General features: G+C 56.4%; 22 protein-coding genes. 11 read left to right on the top strand and 11 right to left on the bottom strand.

Annotated features, from left to right (window positions below; all coding sequences use genetic code 11):
• Positions 1-1,680 carry a peptidoglycan -binding protein gene (locus ACR0NN_RS14005; RefSeq protein WP_170723660.1) on the top strand — a complete coding sequence of 560 codons (1,680 nt, stop codon included), beginning with the start codon at positions 1-3 and terminating at the stop codon, positions 1,678-1,680.
• Positions 1,681-1,683: 3 nt separating this feature from the next.
• On the opposite strand, the gene ACR0NN_RS14010 is transcribed toward ACR0NN_RS14005, so the two are convergent.
• The 3 genes from ACR0NN_RS14010 to gloB form a co-directional block, all read right to left on the bottom strand.
• A complete protein-coding gene (locus ACR0NN_RS14010) occupies positions 1,684-2,643 on the bottom strand; it encodes a M23 family metallopeptidase (RefSeq protein ID WP_170723659.1) in 960 nt (319 codons plus the stop codon).
• Complete coding sequence (clpA, locus tag ACR0NN_RS14015) at positions 2,643-4,967, bottom strand: ATP-dependent Clp protease ATP-binding subunit ClpA (RefSeq protein ID WP_170723658.1); 2,325 nt, start codon at positions 4,965-4,967, stop codon at positions 2,643-2,645. The genes ACR0NN_RS14010 and clpA overlap by 1 nt, the downstream gene beginning before the upstream one ends.
• Positions 4,968-5,141: 174 nt before the next feature.
• A complete protein-coding gene (gloB, locus tag ACR0NN_RS14020) occupies positions 5,142-5,909 on the bottom strand; it encodes a hydroxyacylglutathione hydrolase (RefSeq protein WP_480684915.1) in 768 nt (255 codons plus the stop codon).
• Between the two features lie 61 nt (positions 5,910-5,970).
• On the opposite strand from gloB, the gene ACR0NN_RS14025 reads away from it, so the two are divergent.
• From ACR0NN_RS14025 to ACR0NN_RS14060, 8 genes are all read left to right on the top strand, one after another.
• Positions 5,971-6,705 (top strand): methyltransferase domain-containing protein, encoded by a 735-nt coding sequence (locus ACR0NN_RS14025; protein ID WP_170723656.1) that lies wholly within the window; start codon positions 5,971-5,973, stop codon positions 6,703-6,705.
• Positions 6,706-7,007: 302 nt separating this feature from the next.
• Positions 7,008-7,568, top strand: coding sequence for a F0F1 ATP synthase subunit delta (locus ACR0NN_RS14030; RefSeq protein ID WP_170594551.1), 561 nt, complete (start codon positions 7,008-7,010; stop codon positions 7,566-7,568).
• Positions 7,569-9,107 carry a F0F1 ATP synthase subunit alpha gene (atpA, locus tag ACR0NN_RS14035; protein ID WP_170683404.1) on the top strand — a complete coding sequence of 513 codons (1,539 nt, stop codon included), beginning with the start codon at positions 7,569-7,571 and terminating at the stop codon, positions 9,105-9,107. It abuts the gene before it with no gap.
• A gap of 12 nt (positions 9,108-9,119) precedes the next feature.
• Entirely contained in the window at positions 9,120-9,998 is an 879-nt protein-coding gene (locus tag ACR0NN_RS14040) for a F0F1 ATP synthase subunit gamma (protein ID WP_039537694.1), read from the top strand.
• Between the two features lie 20 nt (positions 9,999-10,018).
• Positions 10,019-11,443, top strand: coding sequence for a F0F1 ATP synthase subunit beta (atpD, locus tag ACR0NN_RS14045; RefSeq protein ID WP_170588732.1), 1,425 nt, complete (start codon positions 10,019-10,021; stop codon positions 11,441-11,443).
• A gap of 12 nt (positions 11,444-11,455) precedes the next feature.
• Positions 11,456-11,866 carry a F0F1 ATP synthase subunit epsilon gene (locus ACR0NN_RS14050; protein WP_170683403.1) on the top strand — a complete coding sequence of 137 codons (411 nt, stop codon included), beginning with the start codon at positions 11,456-11,458 and terminating at the stop codon, positions 11,864-11,866.
• A 111-nt stretch (positions 11,867-11,977) separates the two neighbouring features.
• Positions 11,978-12,328: an H-type lectin domain-containing protein gene (locus ACR0NN_RS14055; RefSeq protein ID WP_170683402.1), complete on the top strand. Its 351-nt coding sequence runs from the start codon at positions 11,978-11,980 to the stop codon at positions 12,326-12,328.
• Positions 12,329-12,426: 98 nt separating this feature from the next.
• Positions 12,427-13,119 carry a nitroreductase family protein gene (locus ACR0NN_RS14060; protein ID WP_170723655.1) on the top strand — a complete coding sequence of 231 codons (693 nt, stop codon included), beginning with the start codon at positions 12,427-12,429 and terminating at the stop codon, positions 13,117-13,119.
• Positions 13,120-13,171: 52 nt separating this feature from the next.
• On the opposite strand, the gene ACR0NN_RS14065 is transcribed toward ACR0NN_RS14060, so the two are convergent.
• Positions 13,172-14,191, bottom strand: a complete 1,020-nt coding sequence (locus ACR0NN_RS14065) for a ribose-phosphate pyrophosphokinase (RefSeq protein WP_170512558.1) — start codon at positions 14,189-14,191, stop codon at positions 13,172-13,174.
• Positions 14,192-14,299: 108 nt separating this feature from the next.
• Between ACR0NN_RS14065 and ACR0NN_RS14070 the strand changes: the two genes are divergently transcribed.
• Positions 14,300-14,899, top strand: coding sequence for a 2-hydroxychromene-2-carboxylate isomerase (locus ACR0NN_RS14070; protein WP_170723654.1), 600 nt, complete (start codon positions 14,300-14,302; stop codon positions 14,897-14,899).
• A gap of 18 nt (positions 14,900-14,917) precedes the next feature.
• Here ACR0NN_RS14070 and ACR0NN_RS14075 read toward each other — a convergent pair whose 3' ends face one another.
• From ACR0NN_RS14075 to ACR0NN_RS14105, 7 genes are all read right to left on the bottom strand, one after another.
• Positions 14,918-15,952: a beta-eliminating lyase-related protein gene (locus ACR0NN_RS14075; protein WP_170723653.1), complete on the bottom strand. Its 1,035-nt coding sequence runs from the start codon at positions 15,950-15,952 to the stop codon at positions 14,918-14,920.
• Entirely contained in the window at positions 15,952-16,425 is a 474-nt protein-coding gene (locus ACR0NN_RS14080; protein WP_170723652.1) for a YcgN family cysteine cluster protein, read from the bottom strand. The genes ACR0NN_RS14075 and ACR0NN_RS14080 overlap by 1 nt, the downstream gene beginning before the upstream one ends.
• The gene (locus ACR0NN_RS14085) at positions 16,422-17,354 is read right to left on the bottom strand and encodes a bifunctional riboflavin kinase/FAD synthetase (protein WP_170723651.1); all 933 of its coding nucleotides are present in this window, start codon (positions 17,352-17,354) and stop codon (positions 16,422-16,424) included. Before ACR0NN_RS14085 ends, ACR0NN_RS14080 begins: the two co-directional genes overlap by 4 nt.
• A 61-nt stretch (positions 17,355-17,415) precedes the next feature.
• Positions 17,416-17,859, bottom strand: a complete 444-nt coding sequence (locus ACR0NN_RS14090; RefSeq protein WP_074736482.1) for a MaoC family dehydratase — start codon at positions 17,857-17,859, stop codon at positions 17,416-17,418.
• Positions 17,860-17,960: 101 nt separating this feature from the next.
• On the bottom strand, positions 17,961-18,836 hold the full coding sequence (locus ACR0NN_RS14095; protein WP_170723650.1) for a TIGR01459 family HAD-type hydrolase: 876 nt from the start codon (positions 18,834-18,836) through the stop codon (positions 17,961-17,963).
• A 197-nt stretch (positions 18,837-19,033) separates the two neighbouring features.
• The gene (locus tag ACR0NN_RS14100) at positions 19,034-19,954 is read right to left on the bottom strand and encodes a manganese-dependent inorganic pyrophosphatase (RefSeq protein ID WP_170723649.1); all 921 of its coding nucleotides are present in this window, start codon (positions 19,952-19,954) and stop codon (positions 19,034-19,036) included.
• 99 nt (positions 19,955-20,053) lie between these two features.
• Entirely contained in the window at positions 20,054-21,034 is a 981-nt protein-coding gene (locus ACR0NN_RS14105) for a TraB/GumN family protein (RefSeq protein ID WP_170723648.1), read from the bottom strand.
• Between the two features lie 121 nt (positions 21,035-21,155).
• Here ACR0NN_RS14105 and ACR0NN_RS14110 point away from each other — a divergent pair, with 121 nt between their 5' ends.
• Positions 21,156-21,830 carry a DUF2161 family putative PD-(D/E)XK-type phosphodiesterase gene (locus ACR0NN_RS14110; RefSeq protein ID WP_170723647.1) on the top strand — a complete coding sequence of 225 codons (675 nt, stop codon included), beginning with the start codon at positions 21,156-21,158 and terminating at the stop codon, positions 21,828-21,830.
• Positions 21,831-21,839 lie beyond the last annotated feature (9 nt).

The raw sequence follows: 21,839 nt of genomic DNA on the forward strand, positions 1-21,839 counted from the left end.
ATGGCTCTCTCTCGTCGCACCGGTCAACGGTTCTCGGGCTCGGTCTGGCCTGGTTTCGTGGATGCAATGACGGGTTTGCTGATGGTGCTGACCTTTGTGCTGACCATCTTCATGATCGTTCAGTTCGTGCTGCGCGAGACCATCTCGGGCCAGGAAGATGAACTGACCGCGCTGTCCGATGAAATCGCAGCCCTAGCAGGGGCTTTGGGGCTGGAAGAACGAGAGAACAGCCGACTCCAAGCGCGACTGGGAAACCTGAATGCGACCCTGAACCAGGTCGAGGGTGATCTTGCGCAGGCGCAGACCCGCATAACCAATTTTGAAGCACAGGTTGCAGAACTGTTGGCGGATCAGGAACGCGCGCAAGGGGATATTGCTACGCTTGAGACGCAGCGCGATGAGTTGCTGAACGAACAAGATGCATTAAACTTGGCACTTGTACAAAGCCGGCAGGAAATCGACGCCCAGGCCGAGGCCGCCCGTCTCGCCGCTGCGCGGCGTGAGGCGCTTGAGGCTTTGGTTGCTGACCTTGAGGCGACCGAAGGTGCTCAGGCTGCTCAAATCTCCGAATTAGAGCAGCAACTGACCGAGGAGGAAGCAGCCCGCTTGGCTGAAGCAGCGGCTGCTGAAGCGTTGCGGAATCGCTTGCAAGATGCAGATGCTGAACTGACCGCGATGACCTTGGCGTTAGAAGCGCAGCGACAAGAGGCTGAAGAAACTCTGACCTTGCTGGCCGCAGCGCAGGCTGCAAAGGCCGAGCTTGAGCGACAGTTTGGTGAGATCAACGCAGATGAGTTGCGGGCTCAATTGCAGACCGCTCTCGAGGCGCAAACACAAGCGCAAGCAAATGCTGACGAACAAAGATCGCTTGCCGAAGAGCGCGCAGCGCTGCTGGCTATTGCGGAGAATGCGCTTGCGTCCGAACAGGAGGTCTCGACCGAAGCGCAACGCCAGACTGCGCTGCTCAATCAGCAGATGGCGGCCTTGCGAAACCAATTGGGATCGCTTCAGGCGCTTTTGGATGACTACGAAGAACGGAATGCGTCTGCCGAAATTCAAATTCAGACATTGGGTCAGGATCTGAACGCAGCTTTGGCCCGGGCGGCCTCGGAAGAGCGCCGCCGCCGACTGCTGGAAGAGGCTGAGCGTATTCGGCTGGAAGCCGAAGCCGAGGCATTGGCGGGCCAAAATCAGGAGCTGACTGCACAAGCCGAAGATCTACAGCGCTATCGCTCGGAATTCTTCGGACGGCTTCGGGATGTTCTGGGCGATCAGGATGGTGTACGTATCGAAGGCGACCGTTTTGTGTTCTCATCTGAGGTATTGTTTGCAACTGGGTCTGCAAACTTGTCAGCCGAGGGTCAACAGGAGGTCGCGAAGGTGGCCAATATCCTGCGCAGCGTTGCCGCAGAAATCCCCGAGGGCTTGAACTGGGTTATCCGCGTGGATGGGCATACCGACAACGTGCCGTTTACAGGCAGCGGTCGGTACCGTGACAATTGGGAGCTAAGCCAAGGTCGTGCCCTTTCAGTGGTACGCTACATGGTCGATGCGCTAGGCATTCCGCCAGATCGACTGGCCGCCAACGGGTTTGGTGAGTTCCAGCCCGTCAATCCGGAAGACACGCCTGAGGCGCGCGCCCAAAACCGTCGGATCGAGTTGAAATTGACAGAGCGTTAAAGCTCAACGAACGTTAACTGACACTGTCTTTTGGCTTATCTCGTTTCCGTCGCGGATCAACGTTACCGCGCCTCGATATTCACCGGGAGTCCAATGTGCGCCCGATAATCGCCGCCCGGTTGCGCGAAAGAGTTGCGCCTGCGTTTTCTCCAACTCCACATCTTGAGAAAGGAACTCTCCATCTGGCCCGAAAACTTCAAGCCGCATGACATCCCCAGCGCGGCCACCAAAGGCGTGGCCGAATAACACAATCGCGCCGGCGGATTTAGGCAAATTGGTCACCGCAGCAGTTCCAGCCAGCACTGCCTCATATGATGGAATGTCTTGCGAGAACCCAACCGAGAGAAGGCCAGATGAAACATATTCAAGCGGATTCGCCCAAAGAGTAGGACCTGTCGTTTCGCAACCATCACTGCCGTTTGGAACAAAAGGATCGACAGTACGGCCATCTTTACGGACCGACAGATGCAGATGCGGAAACTGAGTTTTCCCGCTTAACCCGATCTTGCCCAGAACCGTGCCTGAACTTACAAAGTCATCAGGTGCAACCTCGACAGTACCGCGCATCAAGTGACAGTACTGTGTTTCCCAGCCATCGTCATGCGCAATTACGACCCCATTGCCACATTCGCGGTTCTCAATATCGTTTGGGGCATTCGGGTCGAATTTCTTATCGAGAACCCCATCTCGAACCGCGCGGACAACGCCTGGCGCCGCGGCAAGAACATCAACCCCGTTCTCCATTTCCGCAAGCGTAGGCAGACCGAAATCCGTACCCTTGTGACCGTCATAAGTTAGTGGGCCGCAGCGAAAATCACGGTACTCGCCGGTCGGAGTGTGATCGACGTAGTTCTGGATGTGGCAGGTCTCACCCAATTTGCAGTCTACGGGCAATTCTAGAAGAAATTCGCTCGCTGCCGGAGAGGCAGCGAGCAATAGCATTCCGAAATACACTGACCGCATCAATCCGCAGTTAGCAACGGTGGTTTGTCGCCCGGTATGCGTGGTTGATCGGGCCCTAGGATTTCCAGGTTCAGCTCACCCTTCTTGACCGAGACACGGACCACGCCGCCTTTGGCCAGTTTTCCGAACAGAAGTTCCTCAGCCAACGGCTTTTTGATGTGCTCCTGAATGACGCGGCCCAGTGGGCGCGCACCCATTTTGTCATCATACCCTTTGTCGGCCAGCCATTCGGCGGCGCGGGGTGTCAGATCGATGGTCACGCCACGATCCAGCAACTGAGCCTCAAGCTGCAGGACGAACTTTTCAACCACCTGCAGAATGACCTCTTTCGGCAGCGGTGCAAATGAGATCACGGCGTCCAGACGGTTGCGGAATTCCGGCGTGAACATTCGCTCGATCGCGGCAGTGTCTTCGCCTTCGCGGCGGTCGCGGGCAAAGCCGATCGCGGCCTTGGCCTGTTCCTGAGCCCCTGCATTCGAGGTCATGATCAGCACTACGTTGCGGAAGTTCACAGTGCGTCCGTTATGGTCGGTTAACTCACCATGGTCCATCACTTGCAACAGTATGTTGAACACATCCGGGTGCGCCTTTTCGATCTCATCAAGCAGCAGCACACAATGCGGATGCTGGTCGACGCCATCAGTCAGCAGACCGCCCTGATCAAACCCGACATAGCCTGGGGGGGCACCAATCAGGCGGCTGACGGCGTGTTTCTCCATGTATTCCGACATGTCAAAGCGCAGCAGTTCAACACCCAGCGTATCCGCCAGCTGTTTTGCCACCTCGGTTTTACCCACACCGGTCGGACCGGCGAACAGATAGTTGCCAATGGGTTTTTCAGGCTCACGCAGACCGGCACGGGCCAATTTGATGGCACTCGACAGCGCTTCGATGGCTACATCCTGACCAAACACCACCCTTTTCAGCGAGGTTTCGAGATCTTTCAGAACCTCGGCATCGTCCTTGGTGACGTTTTTGGGTGGAATGCGCGCGATCTTGGCGACCACGGCTTCGATTTCTTTCACGCCGATAGTTTTGCGGCGTTTGCTTTCGGCCAACAAATGCTGCGCTGCCCCAGCCTCATCGATCACGTCGATGGCCTTGTCGGGCAGTTTGCGGTCGTTGATATAGCGCGCCGACAACTCGACCGCCGTTTTGATGGCGTCCGCGGTGTATTTGATCGAGTGATGCTCTTCGAAATACGGCTTGAGACCGCGCAGGATTTTGACGCTGTCCTCGACCGAAGGCTCGTTCACGTCGATTTTCTGGAACCGGCGGCTCAGCGCGCGGTCTTTCTCGAAATGCTGGCGGAATTCTTTATACGTGGTCGAACCCATAGTGCGCAGCTTGCCGCCCTGCAACGCAGGCTTCAGCAGGTTCGACGCATCCATTGCACCTCCTGACGTCGCCCCCGCACCGATCACCGTGTGAATTTCGTCAATGAAGAGAACCGCATCGGGATGCTCTTCCAACTCGGTAACGACGGCTTTCAGACGCTCTTCGAAATCGCCGCGATAACGGGTTCCTGCAAGGAGCGCGCCCATATCCAGCGAGTAGATGGTGGTTTCCGACAACACGTCGGGGGCCTCACCGGCCACAATCTTATGAGCAAGACCTTCAGCAATGGCGGTTTTACCAACACCGGGGTCACCCACCAGCAATGGGTTGTTTTTGCGCCTGCGGCACAGCACCTGAATGCAGCGTTCGACCTCGTCCGAGCGTCCGATCAAGGGATCAACATCCCCGGCCCGCGATTTGGCGTTCAGGTCTACGCAATATTTACCAAGTGCGCTTTCTTTCTGCTCTGCATCACCGGATGTCGTCTGCGCCTCTTCTTCGGCTTCATCTGCACCTGTCACAGGCCGGTTTTCACCATAGGCTGGGTCTTTTGCGACACCATGTGCGATGAAGTTCACCGCGTCATAGCGCGTCATATCTTGTTCCTGCAGGAAGTAGGCTGCGTTACTTTCGCGTTCTGCAAAGATCGCGACCAGAACATTGGCCCCGGTCACTTCGGTGCGGCCGGAACTTTGAACATGGATCGCGGCGCGCTGAATGACACGTTGGAAGGCGGCTGTAGGCACAGCTTCAGAACCATCGATATCGGTGACCAGATTAGAAAGGTCTTCGTCGATGAATTCGACCAATGTGCTGCGCAGCTCATCTAGATCGACGCTGCACGCTTTCATGACGCGCACCGCATCGGGTTCTTCCAGCAGCGCCAGCAGCAGATGTTCTAGCGTTGCAAATTCATGTCGCCGTTCATTCGCCGCCGCAAGGGCCGCGTGGATGGCTTGTTCCAGTGTGCTCGAGAATGAAGGCACGCGGGTGCTCCTCTGTATTGGGCCGGAAGGGGGCAGGCTGCAGGCCGGATCCCCATCCCAACCATGTCCTCATACTATTAGAGTTTGGTAGATCGTGGCCCGGCTTCAAGGGTTTTCTTTCACTTGACAGTCACATTTGTTGTGACCGTGGCCGTGAAATGGGGTTGAAACCGGTCAAAAGCTGTCTTTTCGGGCACGGATTTCGGCAAAAACTGACACTGGGTCAGAATTTTCCATACCCAATCTGGCCTGAATCGCCGGATCAGTGGCCCGCAGAAATGGGTTTGTCGCCTTTTCCAGCCCCAAAAGTGAAGGCACAGTGGGTTCGCCAGCAGCGCGGGCGCGGTTGATGTCGGCCACGCGATCCTGCAAGTCAGGGTTGTCGGGGTCGATTGTCAGGGCGAATTTGGCGTTAGATTGTGTATATTCGTGACCTGAACATACAATTGTTTCGTCTGGCAAGGCAGCCAATTTGCTGAGAGAGGCCCACATTTGGGCCGGTTCGCCCTCGAACAGCCGCCCACATCCAAGCGCCATCAGGCTGTCTGCTGTGAAGACAGCGTTTGATTGCGGCATATAAAATGCGATGTGACCGATGGTATGGCCTGGGACTTCCAGCACTTCGACCGGCTCGCTGCCTATATAAAAGGTGTCCCCCTCGACCACCGCCTGATCGAGCTTTGGCAGGCGGTGTTCATCCGCTTTTGCACCGATTACCCGCGCGGGATGCGCCTCCAAAATGTCCGCCAGGCCATCAACATGGTCCCAATGATGGTGGGTCAGCAGAACGTGACTTAGACTCCAGCCGTGTGCTTTTAGCGCAGCCAGAATCGGAGCTGCCTCTGGTGCATCGACCAATGCGGTTTCACCACTGGACGGATCATGGGCGAGAAAGGCGTAATTATCGCTGAGGCAGGGGATGGTTACGATCTCAAGAGGCATGGCCTTTTGCCCTTTCATTGCTAGACTGCGCCCAGCTAAGCCGATTGACCGGGTGTCCGCAATGCATCTTGATGTGCAGGATCTGAGGAATTTTTATTATCGCAGCACTTTGGGTCGTGCGGCCCAGGCGGCGATCCGTGGACGGTTGGTGGAACTCTGGCCAGAAGCCAAGGGGCAGACCGTGGTCGGTTTTGGTTTCGCCGTGCCGTTGTTACGCCCTTATCTCAAGGACGCCCGCCGTGTGATCGGCTTGATGCCGGGGCCCCAAGGGGTAATGCCTTGGCCCGCCGGAATGCCCAACGTCTCGGTTTTGACCGAAGAGACAAAATGGCCAATCGAAACCGGCCATGTCGACAAGCTGGTGGTCATGCATGGTTTGGAAACCTCAAACCGCCCCAGTCAACTACTGGAAGAATGCTGGCGTGTGTTGGGGCCGGGGGGGCGAGCCCTATTCATCGTCCCGAACCGGGCGGGGCTTTGGTCACGATCGGATCGCACGCCATTTGGGTTTGGCCAGCCATACTCTACAACACAGTTAGAGAAGCAGTTGCGCGCCCATCACTTCGTTCCGGAAAACCATTGTTCGGCGCTTTACCTGCCACCCTCATTCCGACGGTTCTGGCTGAAATCGGGCAGCCTGATCGAAAAAACTGGACAGCGTATTCCGACTGTCATGGCCGGGGGCGTGCTGATGGTGGAGGCCAGCAAACTCATTCGCCCGCCCAGCGGAAGCGTGACCAAGGACGCTGCGAAACGCCCGATTAAGGCATTGGATGGCTTGTTGAAGCCTGCGTGACAATCCAGTGCATTTCGAACGGAAAAAATGCGCGAAAAAAGTCACAGGAATCGCTAAAACCTGCATATTCGTAACATTTTTCAACTGCCCCGACCGGTCCAAACAGTCGCACTTGGGTTAAGTGTATGAAAAATAAAGATTTGTGGATAAATCTAATACCGCTATAGCGTATTGCTTGGTTGGAACACCTCTGCTACATCCCCGGTGATTTTGATCCCCGCCCTTCAAGGACGGGGTTTCTTCACGCCCCCGGGGTGCTGCCGCACGCGAAATTCGGGGCCTCAAATATCGGAAGGGTGGACGTGTCCGAACCAGCTTCGATTTCCACAGGCATTGCCGAGCGCTATGCCACAGCGATCTTCGAGATCGCGAAAGAGAATAATGACCTCGCAGGTCTGGAAACCGGAATCAACGATTTGGCAGCAGCATTGGGCGAAAGCGCCGAACTGCGCGACCTGATCGCTTCGCCTCTGGTTTCGCGCGCCGAACAAGAGGGTGCAATCACCGCGGTTGCCGACAAGATGGGCCTGCACGCCATCCTGCGCAACACGCTGGGTCTGATGGCGCAGAAGCGGCGCCTGTTTGTTGTACCTCAATTGGTACAGGTCTTGCGCGACATGCTGGCTGACGAACGTGGCGAAGTGACCGCCGATGTCGCTTCGGCCAAAGCGCTGACCAAGACCCAAATGGATAAACTGTCCAAGACGCTGTCCGAGCGTGTGGGCAAGACCGTGACAATCAATGCGACCGTTGATGAAAGCCTCATCGGCGGTCTTGTCGTTAAAGTGGGCTCGAAAATGATCGATAGCTCGATCCGTTCGAAGCTGAACTCCCTACAGAATGCAATGAAAGAGGTCGGATAAATGGGAATCCAAGCTGCAGAGATTTCTGCAATCCTGAAGGACCAGATCAAGAATTTTGGTCAGGAAGCCGAAGTGGCCGAGATCGGCCGCGTGCTGAGCGTCGGTGACGGGATTGCCCGTGTATACGGCCTGGACAACGTGCAAGCGGGTGAAATGGTCGAATTCCCCGGTGGCATCATGGGCATGGCCCTGAACTTGGAAAGCGACAACGTTGGTGTCGTTATCTTCGGTTCTGACCGTGACATCAAAGAAGGTGACACTGTTAAGCGCACCAACTCGATCGTGGACGTTCCGATCGGTGACGAACTGCTGGGCCGTGTTGTTGACGGTCTGGGCAACCCGTTGGACGGCAAAGGCCCGATCAATGCGTCGAAGCGTGGCGTTGCAGACGTTAAGGCACCGGGCATCATCCCGCGCAAATCGGTGCACGAGCCGATGGCAACCGGCCTGAAATCGGTTGACGCGATGATCCCGATCGGTCGTGGCCAGCGGGAACTGATCATTGGTGACCGTCAGACCGGCAAAACCGCCGTTGCTCTGGACACCATCCTGAACCAGAAAGTTTACAACGACGCAGCAGGCGACGACGAGTCGAAGAAACTGTACTGCGTGTACGTTGCGGTTGGTCAGAAGCGCTCGACCGTTGCACAGCTGGTGAAGAAGCTGGAAGAGTCCGGCGCGATTGAATACTCGATTGTTGTGGCCGCAACCGCGTCCGATCCGGCACCGATGCAGTTCCTGGCACCTTACGCCGCAACCGCGATGGCTGAATACTTCCGTGACAACGGCCGCCACGCGCTGATCATCTATGATGACCTGTCGAAGCAGGCTGTGTCCTATCGCCAGATGTCGCTGCTGCTGCGTCGCCCGCCCGGACGTGAAGCCTATCCTGGCGACGTTTTCTATCTTCACTCCCGTCTGCTGGAACGTTCGGCGAAGCTGAACGAAGATTTCGGTGCAGGCTCGCTGACGGCTCTGCCGGTTATCGAAACTCAGGGTGGTGACGTTTCGGCGTTTATTCCGACCAACGTGATTTCGATCACCGACGGCCAGATTTTCCTGGAAACCGAACTGTTCTACCAAGGTATCCGTCCTGCTGTGAACACCGGTCTGTCGGTTTCGCGTGTGGGCTCTTCGGCTCAGACCGATGCGATGAAGTCGGTTGCTGGTCCGGTTAAACTGGAACTGGCGCAGTACCGCGAAATGGCGGCCTTTGCGCAGTTTGGTTCGGACCTCGACGCCGCAACTCAGCAGCTGCTGAACCGTGGTGCGCGTCTGACCGAGCTGATGAAACAGCCGCAGTACTCGCCGCTGACCAACGCGGAAATCGTCTGCGTCATCTTCGCAGGCACCAACGGTTACCTCGACAAAATCGAAGTATCTGACGTTGGCCGCTATGAGGCTGGCCTGCTGTCACACCTGCGCGGCAAGCACGCTGACCTGCTGAAGTGGATCACCGACGAAGATCCGAAAATCAAAGGTGAAGCCGCAGACAAACTCAAGGCAGCGATCGACGAATACGCCGCGACCTTCGCTTGATAGGGGGTTCCGATGCCTAGTCTGAAGGACCTTAAAAACAGGATCGAGTCGGTCAAATCGACCCGCAAGATCACCAAGGCCATGCAGATGGTCGCGGCCGCAAAGCTGCGCCGCGCCCAGGAATCTGCCGAAGCCTCGCGCCCCTATGCTGAACGTTTCAACGCCGTGATGGCGGGGCTGGCGGCTTCGGTTGGGGGCAGCGATAGCGCCCCCAAGCTGCTCCGGGGTACGGGCAGTGATGATGTCCATCTGCTGGTTGTCATGACAGCTGAACGCGGCCTGTGTGGTGGCTTCAACGCGAACATCGCCAAGCTGGCCCGCGCCAAAGCGGACGAGCTGCGCGGCAAAGGCAAGACGGTCAAGGTTCTGACCGTTGGTAAAAAGGGTCGCGACGCACTCAAGCGCGACTTTGCCGATCTGTTCGTTGGACATATCGACCTGAGCGAGGTCAAGCGTCTGGGCTATTCCAACGCGCAAGACATCGCCAAGGATGTCCTGTCTCGTTTCGACGGGGGTGAGTTCGATGTTGCCACGATCTTCTACTCGAAGTTCGTCAACGTTGTGACCCAGATCCCGACGGCACAGCAGGTCATCCCCGCATCGTTCGAAGACGAAGCGACAGGTGACGACAGCGGTGCGGTATTCGACTATGAGCCCAGCGAAGAGGCCATTCTGGCCGATCTGCTGCCCAAGGGGGTTGCCACCGCGATCTTCTCGGCTCTGCTCGAAAACGGAGCGTCTGAACAGGGTGCACGGATGTCCGCAATGGACAACGCGACACGCAACGCGGGTGAAATGATCGACAAGCTGACGATCCAGTTCAACCGCTCGCGTCAGGCCGTGATCACCAACGAGCTGATTGAAATTATTTCCGGCGCCGAAGCGCTGTAGAGACATACCGGAGACGAAACATGGCGAATGCAAAAGGCAAAGTCACACAGATCATCGGGGCCGTCGTCGACGTGCACTTCGAGGATCAGCTGCCTGAAATTCTGAACGCGCTGGAAACCACCAATAACGGCAAGCGCCTGGTGTTGGAAGTTGCTCAGCACCTGGGTGAAAACACCGTCCGTACCATCGCGATGGACGCGACCGAAGGTCTGGTTCGTGGCGAAGCCGTGACCGACACCGGCGCACCGATCTCGGTTCCGGTTGGCAACGCCACCCTGGGCCGCATCCTGAACGTGGTCGGCGAGCCGATCGACGAAAAAGGTCCGGTTGAGGCGTCTGAGGCCCGCGCGATCCACCAGCCAGCACCGACCTTCGACGAACAGTCGACCGAGTCGGAAGTTCTGGTGACCGGCATTAAGGTTGTTGACCTGCTGGCCCCCTACGCCAAAGGCGGTAAGATCGGCCTGTTCGGTGGCGCTGGCGTTGGTAAAACCGTTCTGATCATGGAACTGATCAACAACATCGCAAAAGTGCACTCGGGCTTCTCGGTGTTCGCGGGTGTTGGTGAACGGACCCGTGAAGGGAACGACCTGTATCACGAGATGATCGAATCGAACGTTATTAAGCCGGACAACCTGTCGGAATCGCAGGTTGCCCTGGTTTACGGTCAGATGAACGAACCTCCCGGGGCGCGTGCACGTGTTGCTCTGACCGGTCTGACGCTGGCTGAGCAGTTCCGCGACCAGTCCGGTACCGACGTTCTGTTCTTCGTCGACAACATCTTCCGCTTTACGCAGGCGGGTTCCGAGGTTTCGGCTCTGCTGGGTCGTATTCCTTCGGCGGTGGGCTACCAGCCGACACTGGCCACCGACATGGGTGCCCTGCAGGAACGCATCACCTCGACCAAGTCGGGCTCGATTACCTCGGTGCAGGCGATCTACGTGCCTGCGGACGACCTTACCGACCCTGCGCCGGCAACCTCGTTTGCCCACTTGGACGCAACCACCGTTCTTAACCGTGCGATCTCGGAAAAGGGTATCTACCCTGCTGTTGACCCGCTCGACTCGACCTCGCGTCTGCTCGACCCGGCCATCGTTGGTGAAGAGCACTACAAGGTTGCGACCGACGTTCAGCAGATCCTTCAGCGCTACAAGTCGCTGCAGGACATCATCGCCATCCTCGGCATGGACGAACTGTCGGAAGAGGACAAACTGACCGTGGCACGTGCCCGTAAGATCGAGCGCTTCCTGTCGCAGCCGTTCGACGTGGCCGAAGTCTTCACCGGGTCGCCGGGCGTTCAGGTTCCTCTGGAAGTCACCATCTCGTCGTTCAAAGCCGTTGTGGCTGGCGAATACGATCACCTGCCCGAAGCGGCCTTCCTGATGGTTGGCGGCATCGAAGAAGTGATCGCCAAAGCGGAGAAGATGGCCGCAGAAGCTGCCTAAGGAGTATCCCTGATGGCTAACACGATGCAATTCGACCTCGTCAGCCCCGAGCGGAGCCTTGCTTCGCTCGCGGCGACGGCGGTCCAGATTCCCGGCGCGGACGGGGACATGACGGCGATGCCCGATCATGCCCCCACCATTACCACGCTGCGCCCGGGCATCCTGAAGGTCGAGTCACCCGAAGGTGCCAGCGATTATCTGGTGACCGGCGGGTTTGCTCAGATCAATGGTGATGGCCTTTCGGTCCTGGCCGAAAAGGCAATCCCGGTTGCCGAGGTAACACGGTCCCATCTGGACGATATGATCGCTGACGCCCGCGCCTCACACGAGGCAGCCAAGGCGGGTGATGATCAGACTGTCGTTGATGATGCCGCCAAGCTGCTGGCTGATATGGAAGCCCTTGGAACACACATGAGCCTATAAGGGTTCATGTCTGTCTATTTGAAACGGCCCTGCATTGCGGGGCCGTTTTTTTGTCGTGATTTCGTCAAAGGCGCGAGGTAAGCTGCCGGAATTGAAAGAAAAGACGACAAGATGAAGAAATTTCTGACCCATCCCATTGGTATCGATCAGGGTGAAACCGTTCTCTTCTCGGATTTCGCCGATGGCGGAGATATGTGGACCGGAGAAGGCGCACGAGAACGGCGGACCGCCATTCGGTTCAAAGAAGCATTTCGCTCGGCGCCAATCGTGCAGATCGGTGTGGTGTTGTGGGATGTGGATACATCCTCTGCGCTGCGCGCCGAGGTTAAGGCCGAGGATATATCGCACGAAGGGTTCAGTGCTGTTTTTCGAACGTGGTCAGACACACGCATCGCCCGGATTAGGGTGAGTTGGACAGCGATCGGAGAGGTCTCGCACCAAGATGATTGGGACATTTCCTGAAGCGCATAGCCTAAGAGAGGCGATTGTAACCGCCGGTAAGCCGTATCATAAGGAATTCGGGCGTTTGTCACACGCGATGAATTCGGAGGACCTTGGCGGTGTTTGCACGTGAGCACATTGAATACGAAGCATTGAGTTTACCGGATCGACTGGATCTGACTGATCAAGAGATGCTGGCCGAAGCCCTGGCATTTTATGACAAGATGAAGCGTCGTCACACCGTCCGCGATTACTCGAACCGGCCCGTTTCGCGTACTGTGATCGAAGAGTGCATCCGCGCAGCCGGAACGGCCCCATCAGGTGCAAATCATCAACCCTGGCACTTTGTGGCGATCTCGAACCCGGAGATGAAACGCCGCATTCGCGAAGAAGCGGAAGAAGAAGAGCGCAAGTTCTATGATGGCGGCGCAGGCGATGAATGGTTGAAGGCGCTTGAACCGATTGGAACGAATGAACAGAAGCCACATCTGGAAGATGCGCCGTGGCTGATTGTGATTTTCGCTCAGCGTTGGGGGCATTTTGATGATGGGGTGCGGTTTAAAAATTATTATGTGCCAGAAAGCACAGGAATAGCGACAGGCTTCCTGCTAGCGGCCTTGCATCACGCCGGGCTGGTTTCACTGACCCACACGCCCAATCCTATGAAATTCTTGAACAAACTTTTGGATCGGCCAGATCACGAGAAGCCAATCATGATCGTGGCTGTCGGCCATCCCAGCGAAGATGCGAAAGTGCCAAAAGTGGCCAAGATGAAAAAGCCGCTGGACGAAATCATGACGGTCGCCGAATAGTCGGGCCGCCATGATCTTGTTCAGTAGATGGATTGATCAACAACCTCGTTGATCAATCCATGTGGTAGAGCGACTCGTAGATTGGTGTCAGAGTTTTGTCTTCGAACAGAGATGAAACACTGGTACCATTCCAGATATTCAGGATCGCCTGCGTGAAGATCGGAGCTGTGGGCACAATACGGATGTTTGCGGCCTTGTTAATCTCGGCTGTCGGCTGGATTGTGTCCGACAGGACCAGAGATTTCATCACCGAATTAGTCACACGCTCAACCGCAGGGCCACTCATGACGCCGTGGGTGATATATGAGTGCACTTCCTTCGCGCCATTATCCATCAGCACCTGAGCCGCTTTACACAGCGTGCCGGCGGTATCGCAAATGTCGTCAACGATCAGGCAGATCTTATCTTTCACGTCACCAATAACGGTCATCTCGGCCACTTCGCCCGCTTTTTCGCGACGCTTGTCGACGATCGAAAGCGGCGCGTTGATGCGCTTGGCCAGCTCGCGGGCCCGGGCTACACCGCCGACATCCGGCGAGACCACCATCAGGTCGTCCATTTGGTCTTTGAACTGCTTCTTCACATCCAGGGCAAAGATCGGCGAGGCATAAAGGTTATCCACCGGCATATCGAAAAAGCCCTGAATCTGCGCCGCGTGCAGATCCATGGTCAGAATACGCTCGATCCCTGCGCCGGTCAGCATATTGGCGACCAGCTTGGCACTAATGGGTGTGCGGGCTTTGGTGCGTCGGTCCTGACGGGCGTAGCCGAAATAGGGGATGACAGCAGTGATGCGGGCGGCTGACGACCGACGCAGCGCATCTGCAATGATCAGCAGTTCCATCAGATTGTCGTTCGCGGGGTTTGAGGTCGGTTGGATAATAAACATATCCTCACCACGAACATTCTCGAACACCTCAACGAAAATCTCTCCGTCGTTGAACCGTTCGACCCGCGCATCGACCAGCCCCTGGTCTACGCCGCGATGCAGGCTCATGCGGCGGGCAATGGTTTCGGCAAGCGGAAGATTGGCGTTCCCAGCGATAAGCTTGGGTTCGTGAAGTGTCGGCATCGGCTGATTTTCCCCGGGCAGCAGTGGCAATGTGACAGATTCGTGATGTTGACACCGCTTAGCATGGGTCTACGGTCCCGCAAAGATAACCCGGCGGAGAAAGTGAACATGACCCAGATTGACTACTTTTTTGCGACACTCTCACCCTATTCCTATCTGGCAGGGACACGACTGGAAGAGATTGCGGAAAAACATGGTGCAACGATCAATTACAAGCCGTTGGACATTATGGCCCTGTTCGGGCGTACCGGAGGCACGCCACCCAAAGACCGCCATATCTCTCGCACGGAATATCGTGCGCAAGAACTTGTGCGCCAAGCGCGCAATCTGGAGATGCCGCTGAATCTGCAACCCGCGCATTGGCCAACCAATATGGCGCCTTCTTCATATGCTGTAATCGCAGCGATTCAGGATGGATCAGGTGATATTGGCAAGCTGTGCCATTCCTTCTTGCGGGCCTGCTGGGCTGAGGAAAAAGACATCGCCGACGATAGTGTAATCCGAGAGAGCCTAGAGCAGGCTGGGTTCAGCGCAAATCTCGCCGATAGTGGCCTGTTGGTAGGCGCAGAGACTTATGCGGCCAATCTTGAAGAGGCCGTGGATCGAGGTGTATTCGGTGCGCCGTTTTATATCACCCCAGATGGTCAAAGATTCTGGGGACAGGACCGACTTGACGATCTGGACAGACATCTGGGGGAAATGAAGTAGCCGGGCAGGCGGACCTGATCAAAGCAGGCTCAGGAACTGATCGATCTGATGGCTTTCGATCGACCAGTCACAAACCAAGCGACAGGCCAACATCGCGCTGTCGTCTTCACCTTCCAGCGTGTCGCCCCACAGATGATACACTGCGCCTGCCTCGTGCAGGCGTTTGTGTTGGCTGCGGGGGAAACTGGCGAAAATCATGTTGGCTTGCGGTTCATGCAGAAACTCGGCTCCGACCGCTCGCAACCCATCCGCCAATCGCGCACAACTGGCATTCGCCTTACGCGCCGACTTTAGCCACAGGTCGTCTTGCAGATAGGCAGCCATCTGTGCCGATAGATACCGATGCTTCGAGAATAAATGCGCGCCGCGCTTGCGCCGTAGCTCAAACTCCCACGCTTTGATCTCGTCAAAGAAAACAACTGCCTCAACACCCATAAGGCCGTTTTTGGTGCCGCCAAAGCTGACCGCATCAACACCGGATTTCCACGTCATTTCTGCGGGTGAGCAATTGAGAGCAACCAGCGCGTTGGTGAAACGCGCGCCGTCCATATGCACGGGCAGGTCATTCGCCTTTGCGACACCGCACAGGGCCTGCAGTTCTGCCAAGGAATAGACCGATCCCCGCTCGGTGACCTGAGTGATTGAGACAGGACCGCGCTGAGGGCCATGCACGCCGCGGGTTTCCTCACCTTCGATAGAGGCCGTTAAAGCCTCGGGCGTCATCTTGTCGCCACCTGGGACCAGCGTCAGCTTTGCGCCGCTGTAGAATTCGGGCGCGTTGCACTCATCTTCGTGGATATGCGCGACGGGTGAGCAGAACACAGTTTCCCACGGATTGCTCAGCGTCGCCAGCGCTAGAGAATTTGCCGCAGTTCCCGTAGCCACCAGATAGACGGCCGCGCCGGGCGCCTCAAAGATCCCGCGGATTTGATCACGGACTTCGTTCATCAAAGTGTCAGCGCCATAAGCCATCTGGTAGCCCTGATTGGCCTCGGTCAGTGCGGCCAGAACCTCGGGGTGGACGGGTCCGGAATTGTCAGAAGCAAAATGCATCAGCTCGGCTCCTCAATGATGTAGTCTTCCCATTCTTCCATGGGTGTTTCGAACTCAGATACGGTGCGGCCCTGCACTGATACGCCTGCGGCATGGACGCTGTCCGGCGTACCAGACAGCAAAGGATGCCAGTCGTAAAGCGGTTTGCCTTCCCATAGCAACCGATAGGCGCAGGTCTGGGGCAGCCAATAAGCGTGGCTGTCGATGTTGTCTGGTGTCATCACAATGCATTCGGGCACGAATTGATGCCGGATATCATATTGCGTGCACCGACAGGTTTCATCGTCCAGCAAACGGCAGGCAACGCATGTCAGGGCGACTTCGCCCGTGTCTTCGTCTTCCAGCTTGTTCAGGCAGCATTTTCCACAACCATCGCACAAGGCTTCCCATTCGCTCTGGTTCATCTTGCGCAATGGCTTTCGTTCCCAGAATCTGGGCGCGAGGCCCGCGCGATCAATGGGGTCCGTTGTCATGTTTTGGCCAGGATCTTTCGGGCACGCGCGCAATCGGCCTCCATCTGCGAGATCAGTCCTTCGAGGCCATCGAATGTCATTTCCGGGCGCAGGTAATCGACCAGACCAACGGACAAAGTCGCGCCATACAGATCACCTGAGAAATCGAACAGAAAGGTCTCGATATTGGGAACCTCACCTTGAAACATAGGCCGCGTACCAACCGATGCAGCGCCGTGATAACTGCCTTGGTGCGGGCCATCCAGAACATCGACCAACACTGCGTAGACACCGAATTTCGGAGGGTGCAGCCCCCCTATCGACATATTTGCCGTAGGGAACCCCAGATCACGTCCACGCTGTTCGCCACCAACGACTTCGCCCTCGATTCGGTGCCAATGCCCCAGCATTGTCGCTGCATCGCGTGGGCGACCTTCGGATAATGCGGTACGGATCGCGGTTGATGAAACCACATTCTCAGACCGTTCCATCAGAGGTGCGATCGTCACACCAAATCCCATTTCTTCGCCAAAGCGGCACAAATCCTGAGGGTTGCCACTGCGCCCTTTGCCAAAGCAAAAATCTGCTCCAACCACGACGTGAGACAGGCCAAGACCTTCAAATATGACGTTTCTGGCAAATGCCTCTGGCGTCATACCGGCGAGTGACGCGTTGAACGGCAGCTCGTACAGTTTTTGGACACCAAGTTTTTCCAATCGATGCGCGCGTGCATTCCCCCGCATCAGGCGAAACGGCGGGGCCTCAGGTGCAAAATACTCTCGTGGGTGCGGCTCAAATGTCAGAATTCCCAATGGAGCATTCGCTTCCGCATTGCGTGCCAGTTCAATGACCTTTTGATGCCCGATGTGGACACCGTCAAAATTCCCGATGGCGACACTCGCACCACGGTTTTCTGGCTCAACAAACTGAAAGTCCCGGATGATCTGCATGAGGCTTGCCTAGCCGGACTACCCGATAGGTTCAAGCATCTGATTGGGTCACCTAAAGTGGTCAGTCGAATTTACGGCTCGGTGCCAGAACCATGGCCTCGCCTACAAGCACCTTTTTTCCATCAACTGCACAGTGGCAATCCAGCTTCACCCGGCGCTTGGCGAAATCAATATCGATCACCTTGACCTCGGCGTAAACCATGTCACCCGGACGCACAGGGGCAAGGAATTTGAGAGACTGGCCCATGTAAACCGTACCGTGACCGGGCAGTTGCTCGCCTATCACGGCAGAGATCAGGCCAGCGGTCAGCATACCATGTGCGATACGCCCCTCGAATATCGTATCGCGGGCATAGTCATCATCCAGATGAACCGGATTCCGGTCGGTCGAGACCTGTGCAAACATCTCGATGTCTTCGTCCGTCACCACTTTGCGAAGGTGCCGCGACATACCCATCTCGATGTCTTCGATACAAATCGTTCCGCGCGGAAGGTTGTCCAACATGTTGTCCTCGTCAGAGATCGCGTGAGCAACAAAAGACCATCAGTTGCCGCTCTTCGGCAACTTTATTACTTCGCAGTCGCAGAAAATCAAGTCCTTTTTTGCTATCTCAATCGACCAATCGAGTAGGTTGGATTGATCTGTTCCTTGTCGTTATGGGCCCGCAATGCATCTTCATCCGGATGATGCGCGGTTTTGGTCTCGGCAGCGGCCAGACCACCTGTGATGAACAAGGTGTCTATGCCTTCCCCCATGCCGCCTGCGATGTCTGTCTGCGGTCCGTCACCAATCGCCAGTATCTCGGTATCCGACGCATCGACCCCAATGGCCTGTAGCCTTCTCCGCGCCAGATCATAGATCGGTGGGTGCGGCTTGCCGAAATACAGGCTTTCGCCTCCCATCTCTGTGTAAAGCCGGGCCAAAGCTCCGGCGCACCACTCTCGCGTTTCACCTCGGTCCACAACGATGTCCGGATTGGCGCAGAGCAGTTTTAGCCCTTTCTGTTTGGCGTATAGAAAATCTGGCCGGTTTACGTCCGGGTCCGCCATAGCGTCGAATGGGCCGCAGCAAACAATGCCTTCGGCCTCTTCCAGTGGGACGCGTTCGATTTGGATTGGATGATCCAGCAACTTCAGAGGCTCAAAAAAACCCTCGTCGCGCTGCCAATCACCCATGAAATAGACCTTCTCGCCCACCGCGCCGCGATACATGGCTGAACGCGCTGAATCTCCGCTGGTTGCGATCGTGTCATACGCGTCCGAAGGCACATTGAATTGTGTAAGTTGTTCAGCAACACCGGCTCGTGGTTTGGGTGAGTTGGTCACCAGTACCACTGTACCGCCAGTTTGCCGATAAGCTTCCAGCGCCGCCACCGCCTCGGGGTAGGCGGTGATCCCGTTGTGGACGCATCCCCACAAATCAACGAACAGCGCTTTGTACCTGTCAGAGATTTCGGCGAGTGAAGAAACGATTTGGGTCATGGCGCGCCTCGTGCAGCATAGAATGCGAGATGCCAAAGCCTATGGCAGAGCGCGGCAGAATTGGCCAGAGCTGTGGCCTAAGGCGCAACAGATGAAATCAGAAACCCTTGTTCATCTGGCTAAAAATATCCCGGAGCGCGAGGCAGAGCCTCGCAAAAAAGAAAGGCGCCCAATTGGGCGCCGTCTGTGTCCGGAGATTAGACCTTGAGGTTTGGAATAATCTGCTTCTTCCGGCTCATGATCCCGGGCAACACCACTGCATCACCGTTCACGGTTGCGCCAAAGCTTTTCTCGGCAACACCTTTGACCAGATCATTGGGAACCAGCAGGGTCGCCTCTTCGTTCAGAATATCGACGACGAATAGAAGCACTTGATCAACGCTGTCTTCTTTGGCGACATCCACCATCGAAGTTGCAAGGCTGTCCTTGCGATCCAGCACAACGCCGGGGGCTGTGGTTTCCAGAACCGACACGCGGAACTTGGTGCCATCAACTTCGTACTCCTTGCTGTCCATACGGATCAGTTCGGCGTCCGAGAAAGATGACACGTCCGATTTCGCAGCAAACATGTCGGCGGCATAGGCCGAGACATCCAACCCAAGCTCTGCCGCCAGTTTCTCAGCGACCGCACGGTCATGCGCGGTGGTGGTGGGCGAGCGGAACTCCAGCGTGTCTGACAGGATGCAGGTCAGGGCCGCGCCTTTAATGGCGTCGGGCATGTTGGCGGCATCATCGCCCATTAGATCGACCATGATAGTGGCGGTGCAAGCCAGTGGCCGCACGGTGATATCGATGGGACCTTTGGTTTCAAGCCCACCGACCAGCTTATGGTGGTCGATGATGGCACGGATGTCGGCGCTGTTGATGCTGGCAGGCAGTTCTGCCGGATTGTTGGTGTCGACAATGACAACCGGCGCATCTTCGGCGACGTCTTCGATGATCCGCGGTTTAGGCAGGTCCCAGCGTTCCAGCATGAACGCCGCTTCGGTGTTGGGCTCGCCCAGCAAGACGGGCTGGGCCTGTTCACCCTTCACTTCGTTCAGATACCATGACCACAGGATCGGAGATCCGGTGGAATCGGTGTCGGGAGATTTGTGGCCGAATACTAGCGTTGTCATGTCGCGTGTCCTGAGGAATGTGGATTTGCGCGCCTTATAGGGCGGTCACTCTCGGTTGTCACCCGCAAGGAAACCCGCTGCGACCCTTGGTCTGACTCCCTAGAATTCAGCGCGTTCCAAGTGATATCCCGCCTGTTGTAATTGGTTCAGCAATCCATAGTCGTTGCTTAGATGCCCGGCACCGACGGCAATGACCGTCGTCTGATCCTTTAGCTCAAGAATCTGTGCCATCCAATTTGCATTCCGCTGCACGAGAAGCTGGTCCTCGAAGTTTCGCCACTCGGCGTCAAATTCCTCAGGCGTCAAGCCAGAGGCCTCAAGCCCCTGTATCTTGGCTAACTCCAAAATCGTGGCGTGTTGTTCTTCGATATAGGCATTCGCCATCGTCACAATCTGATCACTGCCCGCCTGTAAGGCGCCGGACATACGGGTCAGCGAGGCGACTTGGTCCTCTAGCGAGTGGCTGTCGAACATCGCGATAAGGTCTTCAATCCGTTCGAGCGAGTGTTGTGGGATACCGTGTGCCTCGGCCAACTCGGTCAGGCGCGTGTCCATGCCGCGATCAAAATCTGGGGTATCCATCAGACAGGGCGGGATGCCCAGCATCATGCTTAGGAACCAGGGGCGCATCTTCGCGGCCATCCAGCTGGGGATACCGCGCTCGGCCAGTGTCGCCGACAGCGTAGCCCAGTCCTGTTCCGACATCAGATCAATCAAAGTGGGGCCTGAAGTAATCAACACCGGGCTCAGGTCATCTGACAGGTCTTTTTCGAATGCTTCCATCTCGGTCTTCGTCACTTCGAAATAGAAGGCATCGGCTTTGCTTAGTACGGGTGTCAATCTGTCAACCACCGGCCCCATGCGGGGATCGTTGGTGTGCAGCGTGCCGATCAGATGCAGGACCGTATCACCCTTCGTTGCGATCCAGTGGTTGCCCTCTGGAAACGGAATGTCCTGCAGTGTGTTGTCCAACGCAGCCTGTGCCTCAGCGGACAAATCAAGCCTTAGGTCGCGCCCCTCACATGCTGCATAAGCGGTGAGTGGGAGCAGCAGACAAATACAAATGCTGAGCAGGCGCATGGGATTCCTTCCGCAATTTATGTCGACGCCCAATTCATACCCCTGCCTTCTTTTGGCCTGCAACTTAGTTTGTTTTGACACTGCGTCTGGCAATCCGCGTGAAACTGCATAGCATGGCCGCATGAAGCTTGAACAAGACCTCTATCCGCCGATCAAAGCGTTATTGGAACGACAAGGCTATACCGTAAAAGGAGAGGTTGGGGCCGCAGATATCGTGGCCATCCGCGATGGCGAAGAGCCCGTGATCGTTGAACTCAAATTGCGATTCAGTCTTGCTCTGTTCCATCAGGCGATCACACGCCTGAAGGTGACCGATCAAGTCTATATCGGAGTTTGCAAACCCAAAGGTCGAACCGCGCGTCGGGCGCTGAAGGATAACCTGTCGCTGTGCCGGCGTCTGGGACTGGGCCTTATTACAGTGCGGAAAGATGGGACAGTTGAGGTTCAATGCGACCCCGGACCCTATTCGCCGCGAAAGGACAAGGTCAAAACCAGGCGATTACTGCGTGAGTTTGAACGACTGGAAGGTGACCCAAACGCAGGGGGTGCCACGCGCCACGGGATTGTGACAGCCTATCGACAGGATGCGCTTAAATGCGCGGCCCATCTGGCTGAGCATGGCGCGGTCAAGGGGGCAAAGGTCGCGCAGGCAACGGGCGTCAGTTCGGCGACACGTTTGATGTATGACAACCACTACGGCTGGTTTGAGAAGGTTGAAAAGGGTGTCTATGCGCTGTCCGATTCCGGAATTGAGGGCTTAAAGCACTGGGCATATAGTTGGGAAGATGCCGACTAAAGATATGCG

It is taken from the genome of Ruegeria sp. BA2 (assembly GCF_056539605.1).

Coding starts and splice junctions, on each gene's coding strand:
- ACR0NN_RS14095 (WP_170723650.1), bottom strand. CDS start 18,836: ATGACCCAAATCGTTTCTTCACTCGCCGAAATCTCTGACAGGTACAAA.
- ACR0NN_RS14005 (WP_170723660.1), top strand. CDS start 1: ATGGCTCTCTCTCGTCGCACCGGTCAACGGTTCTCGGGCTCGGTCTGG.
- ACR0NN_RS14050 (WP_170683403.1), top strand. CDS start 11,456: ATGGCTAACACGATGCAATTCGACCTCGTCAGCCCCGAGCGGAGCCTT.
- ACR0NN_RS14090 (WP_074736482.1), bottom strand. CDS start 17,859: ATGTTGGACAACCTTCCGCGCGGAACGATTTGTATCGAAGACATCGAG.
- ACR0NN_RS14075 (WP_170723653.1), bottom strand. CDS start 15,952: ATGCATTTTGCTTCTGACAATTCCGGACCCGTCCACCCCGAGGTTCTG.
- atpD (WP_170588732.1), top strand. CDS start 10,019: ATGGCGAATGCAAAAGGCAAAGTCACACAGATCATCGGGGCCGTCGTC.
- ACR0NN_RS14070 (WP_170723654.1), top strand. CDS start 14,300: ATGACCCAGATTGACTACTTTTTTGCGACACTCTCACCCTATTCCTAT.
- ACR0NN_RS14105 (WP_170723648.1), bottom strand. CDS start 21,034: ATGCGCCTGCTCAGCATTTGTATTTGTCTGCTGCTCCCACTCACCGCT.
- ACR0NN_RS14010 (WP_170723659.1), bottom strand. CDS start 2,643: ATGCGGTCAGTGTATTTCGGAATGCTATTGCTCGCTGCCTCTCCGGCA.
- atpA (WP_170683404.1), top strand. CDS start 7,569: ATGGGAATCCAAGCTGCAGAGATTTCTGCAATCCTGAAGGACCAGATC.
- gloB (WP_480684915.1), bottom strand. CDS start 5,909: ATGCCTCTTGAGATCGTAACCATCCCCTGCCTCAGCGATAATTACGCC.
- ACR0NN_RS14055 (WP_170683402.1), top strand. CDS start 11,978: ATGAAGAAATTTCTGACCCATCCCATTGGTATCGATCAGGGTGAAACC.
- ACR0NN_RS14080 (WP_170723652.1), bottom strand. CDS start 16,425: ATGACAACGGACCCCATTGATCGCGCGGGCCTCGCGCCCAGATTCTGG.
- ACR0NN_RS14025 (WP_170723656.1), top strand. CDS start 5,971: ATGCATCTTGATGTGCAGGATCTGAGGAATTTTTATTATCGCAGCACT.
- ACR0NN_RS14065 (WP_170512558.1), bottom strand. CDS start 14,191: ATGCCGACACTTCACGAACCCAAGCTTATCGCTGGGAACGCCAATCTT.
- ACR0NN_RS14100 (WP_170723649.1), bottom strand. CDS start 19,954: ATGACAACGCTAGTATTCGGCCACAAATCTCCCGACACCGATTCCACC.
- ACR0NN_RS14110 (WP_170723647.1), top strand. CDS start 21,156: ATGAAGCTTGAACAAGACCTCTATCCGCCGATCAAAGCGTTATTGGAA.
- ACR0NN_RS14085 (WP_170723651.1), bottom strand. CDS start 17,354: ATGCAGATCATCCGGGACTTTCAGTTTGTTGAGCCAGAAAACCGTGGT.
- ACR0NN_RS14040 (WP_039537694.1), top strand. CDS start 9,120: ATGCCTAGTCTGAAGGACCTTAAAAACAGGATCGAGTCGGTCAAATCG.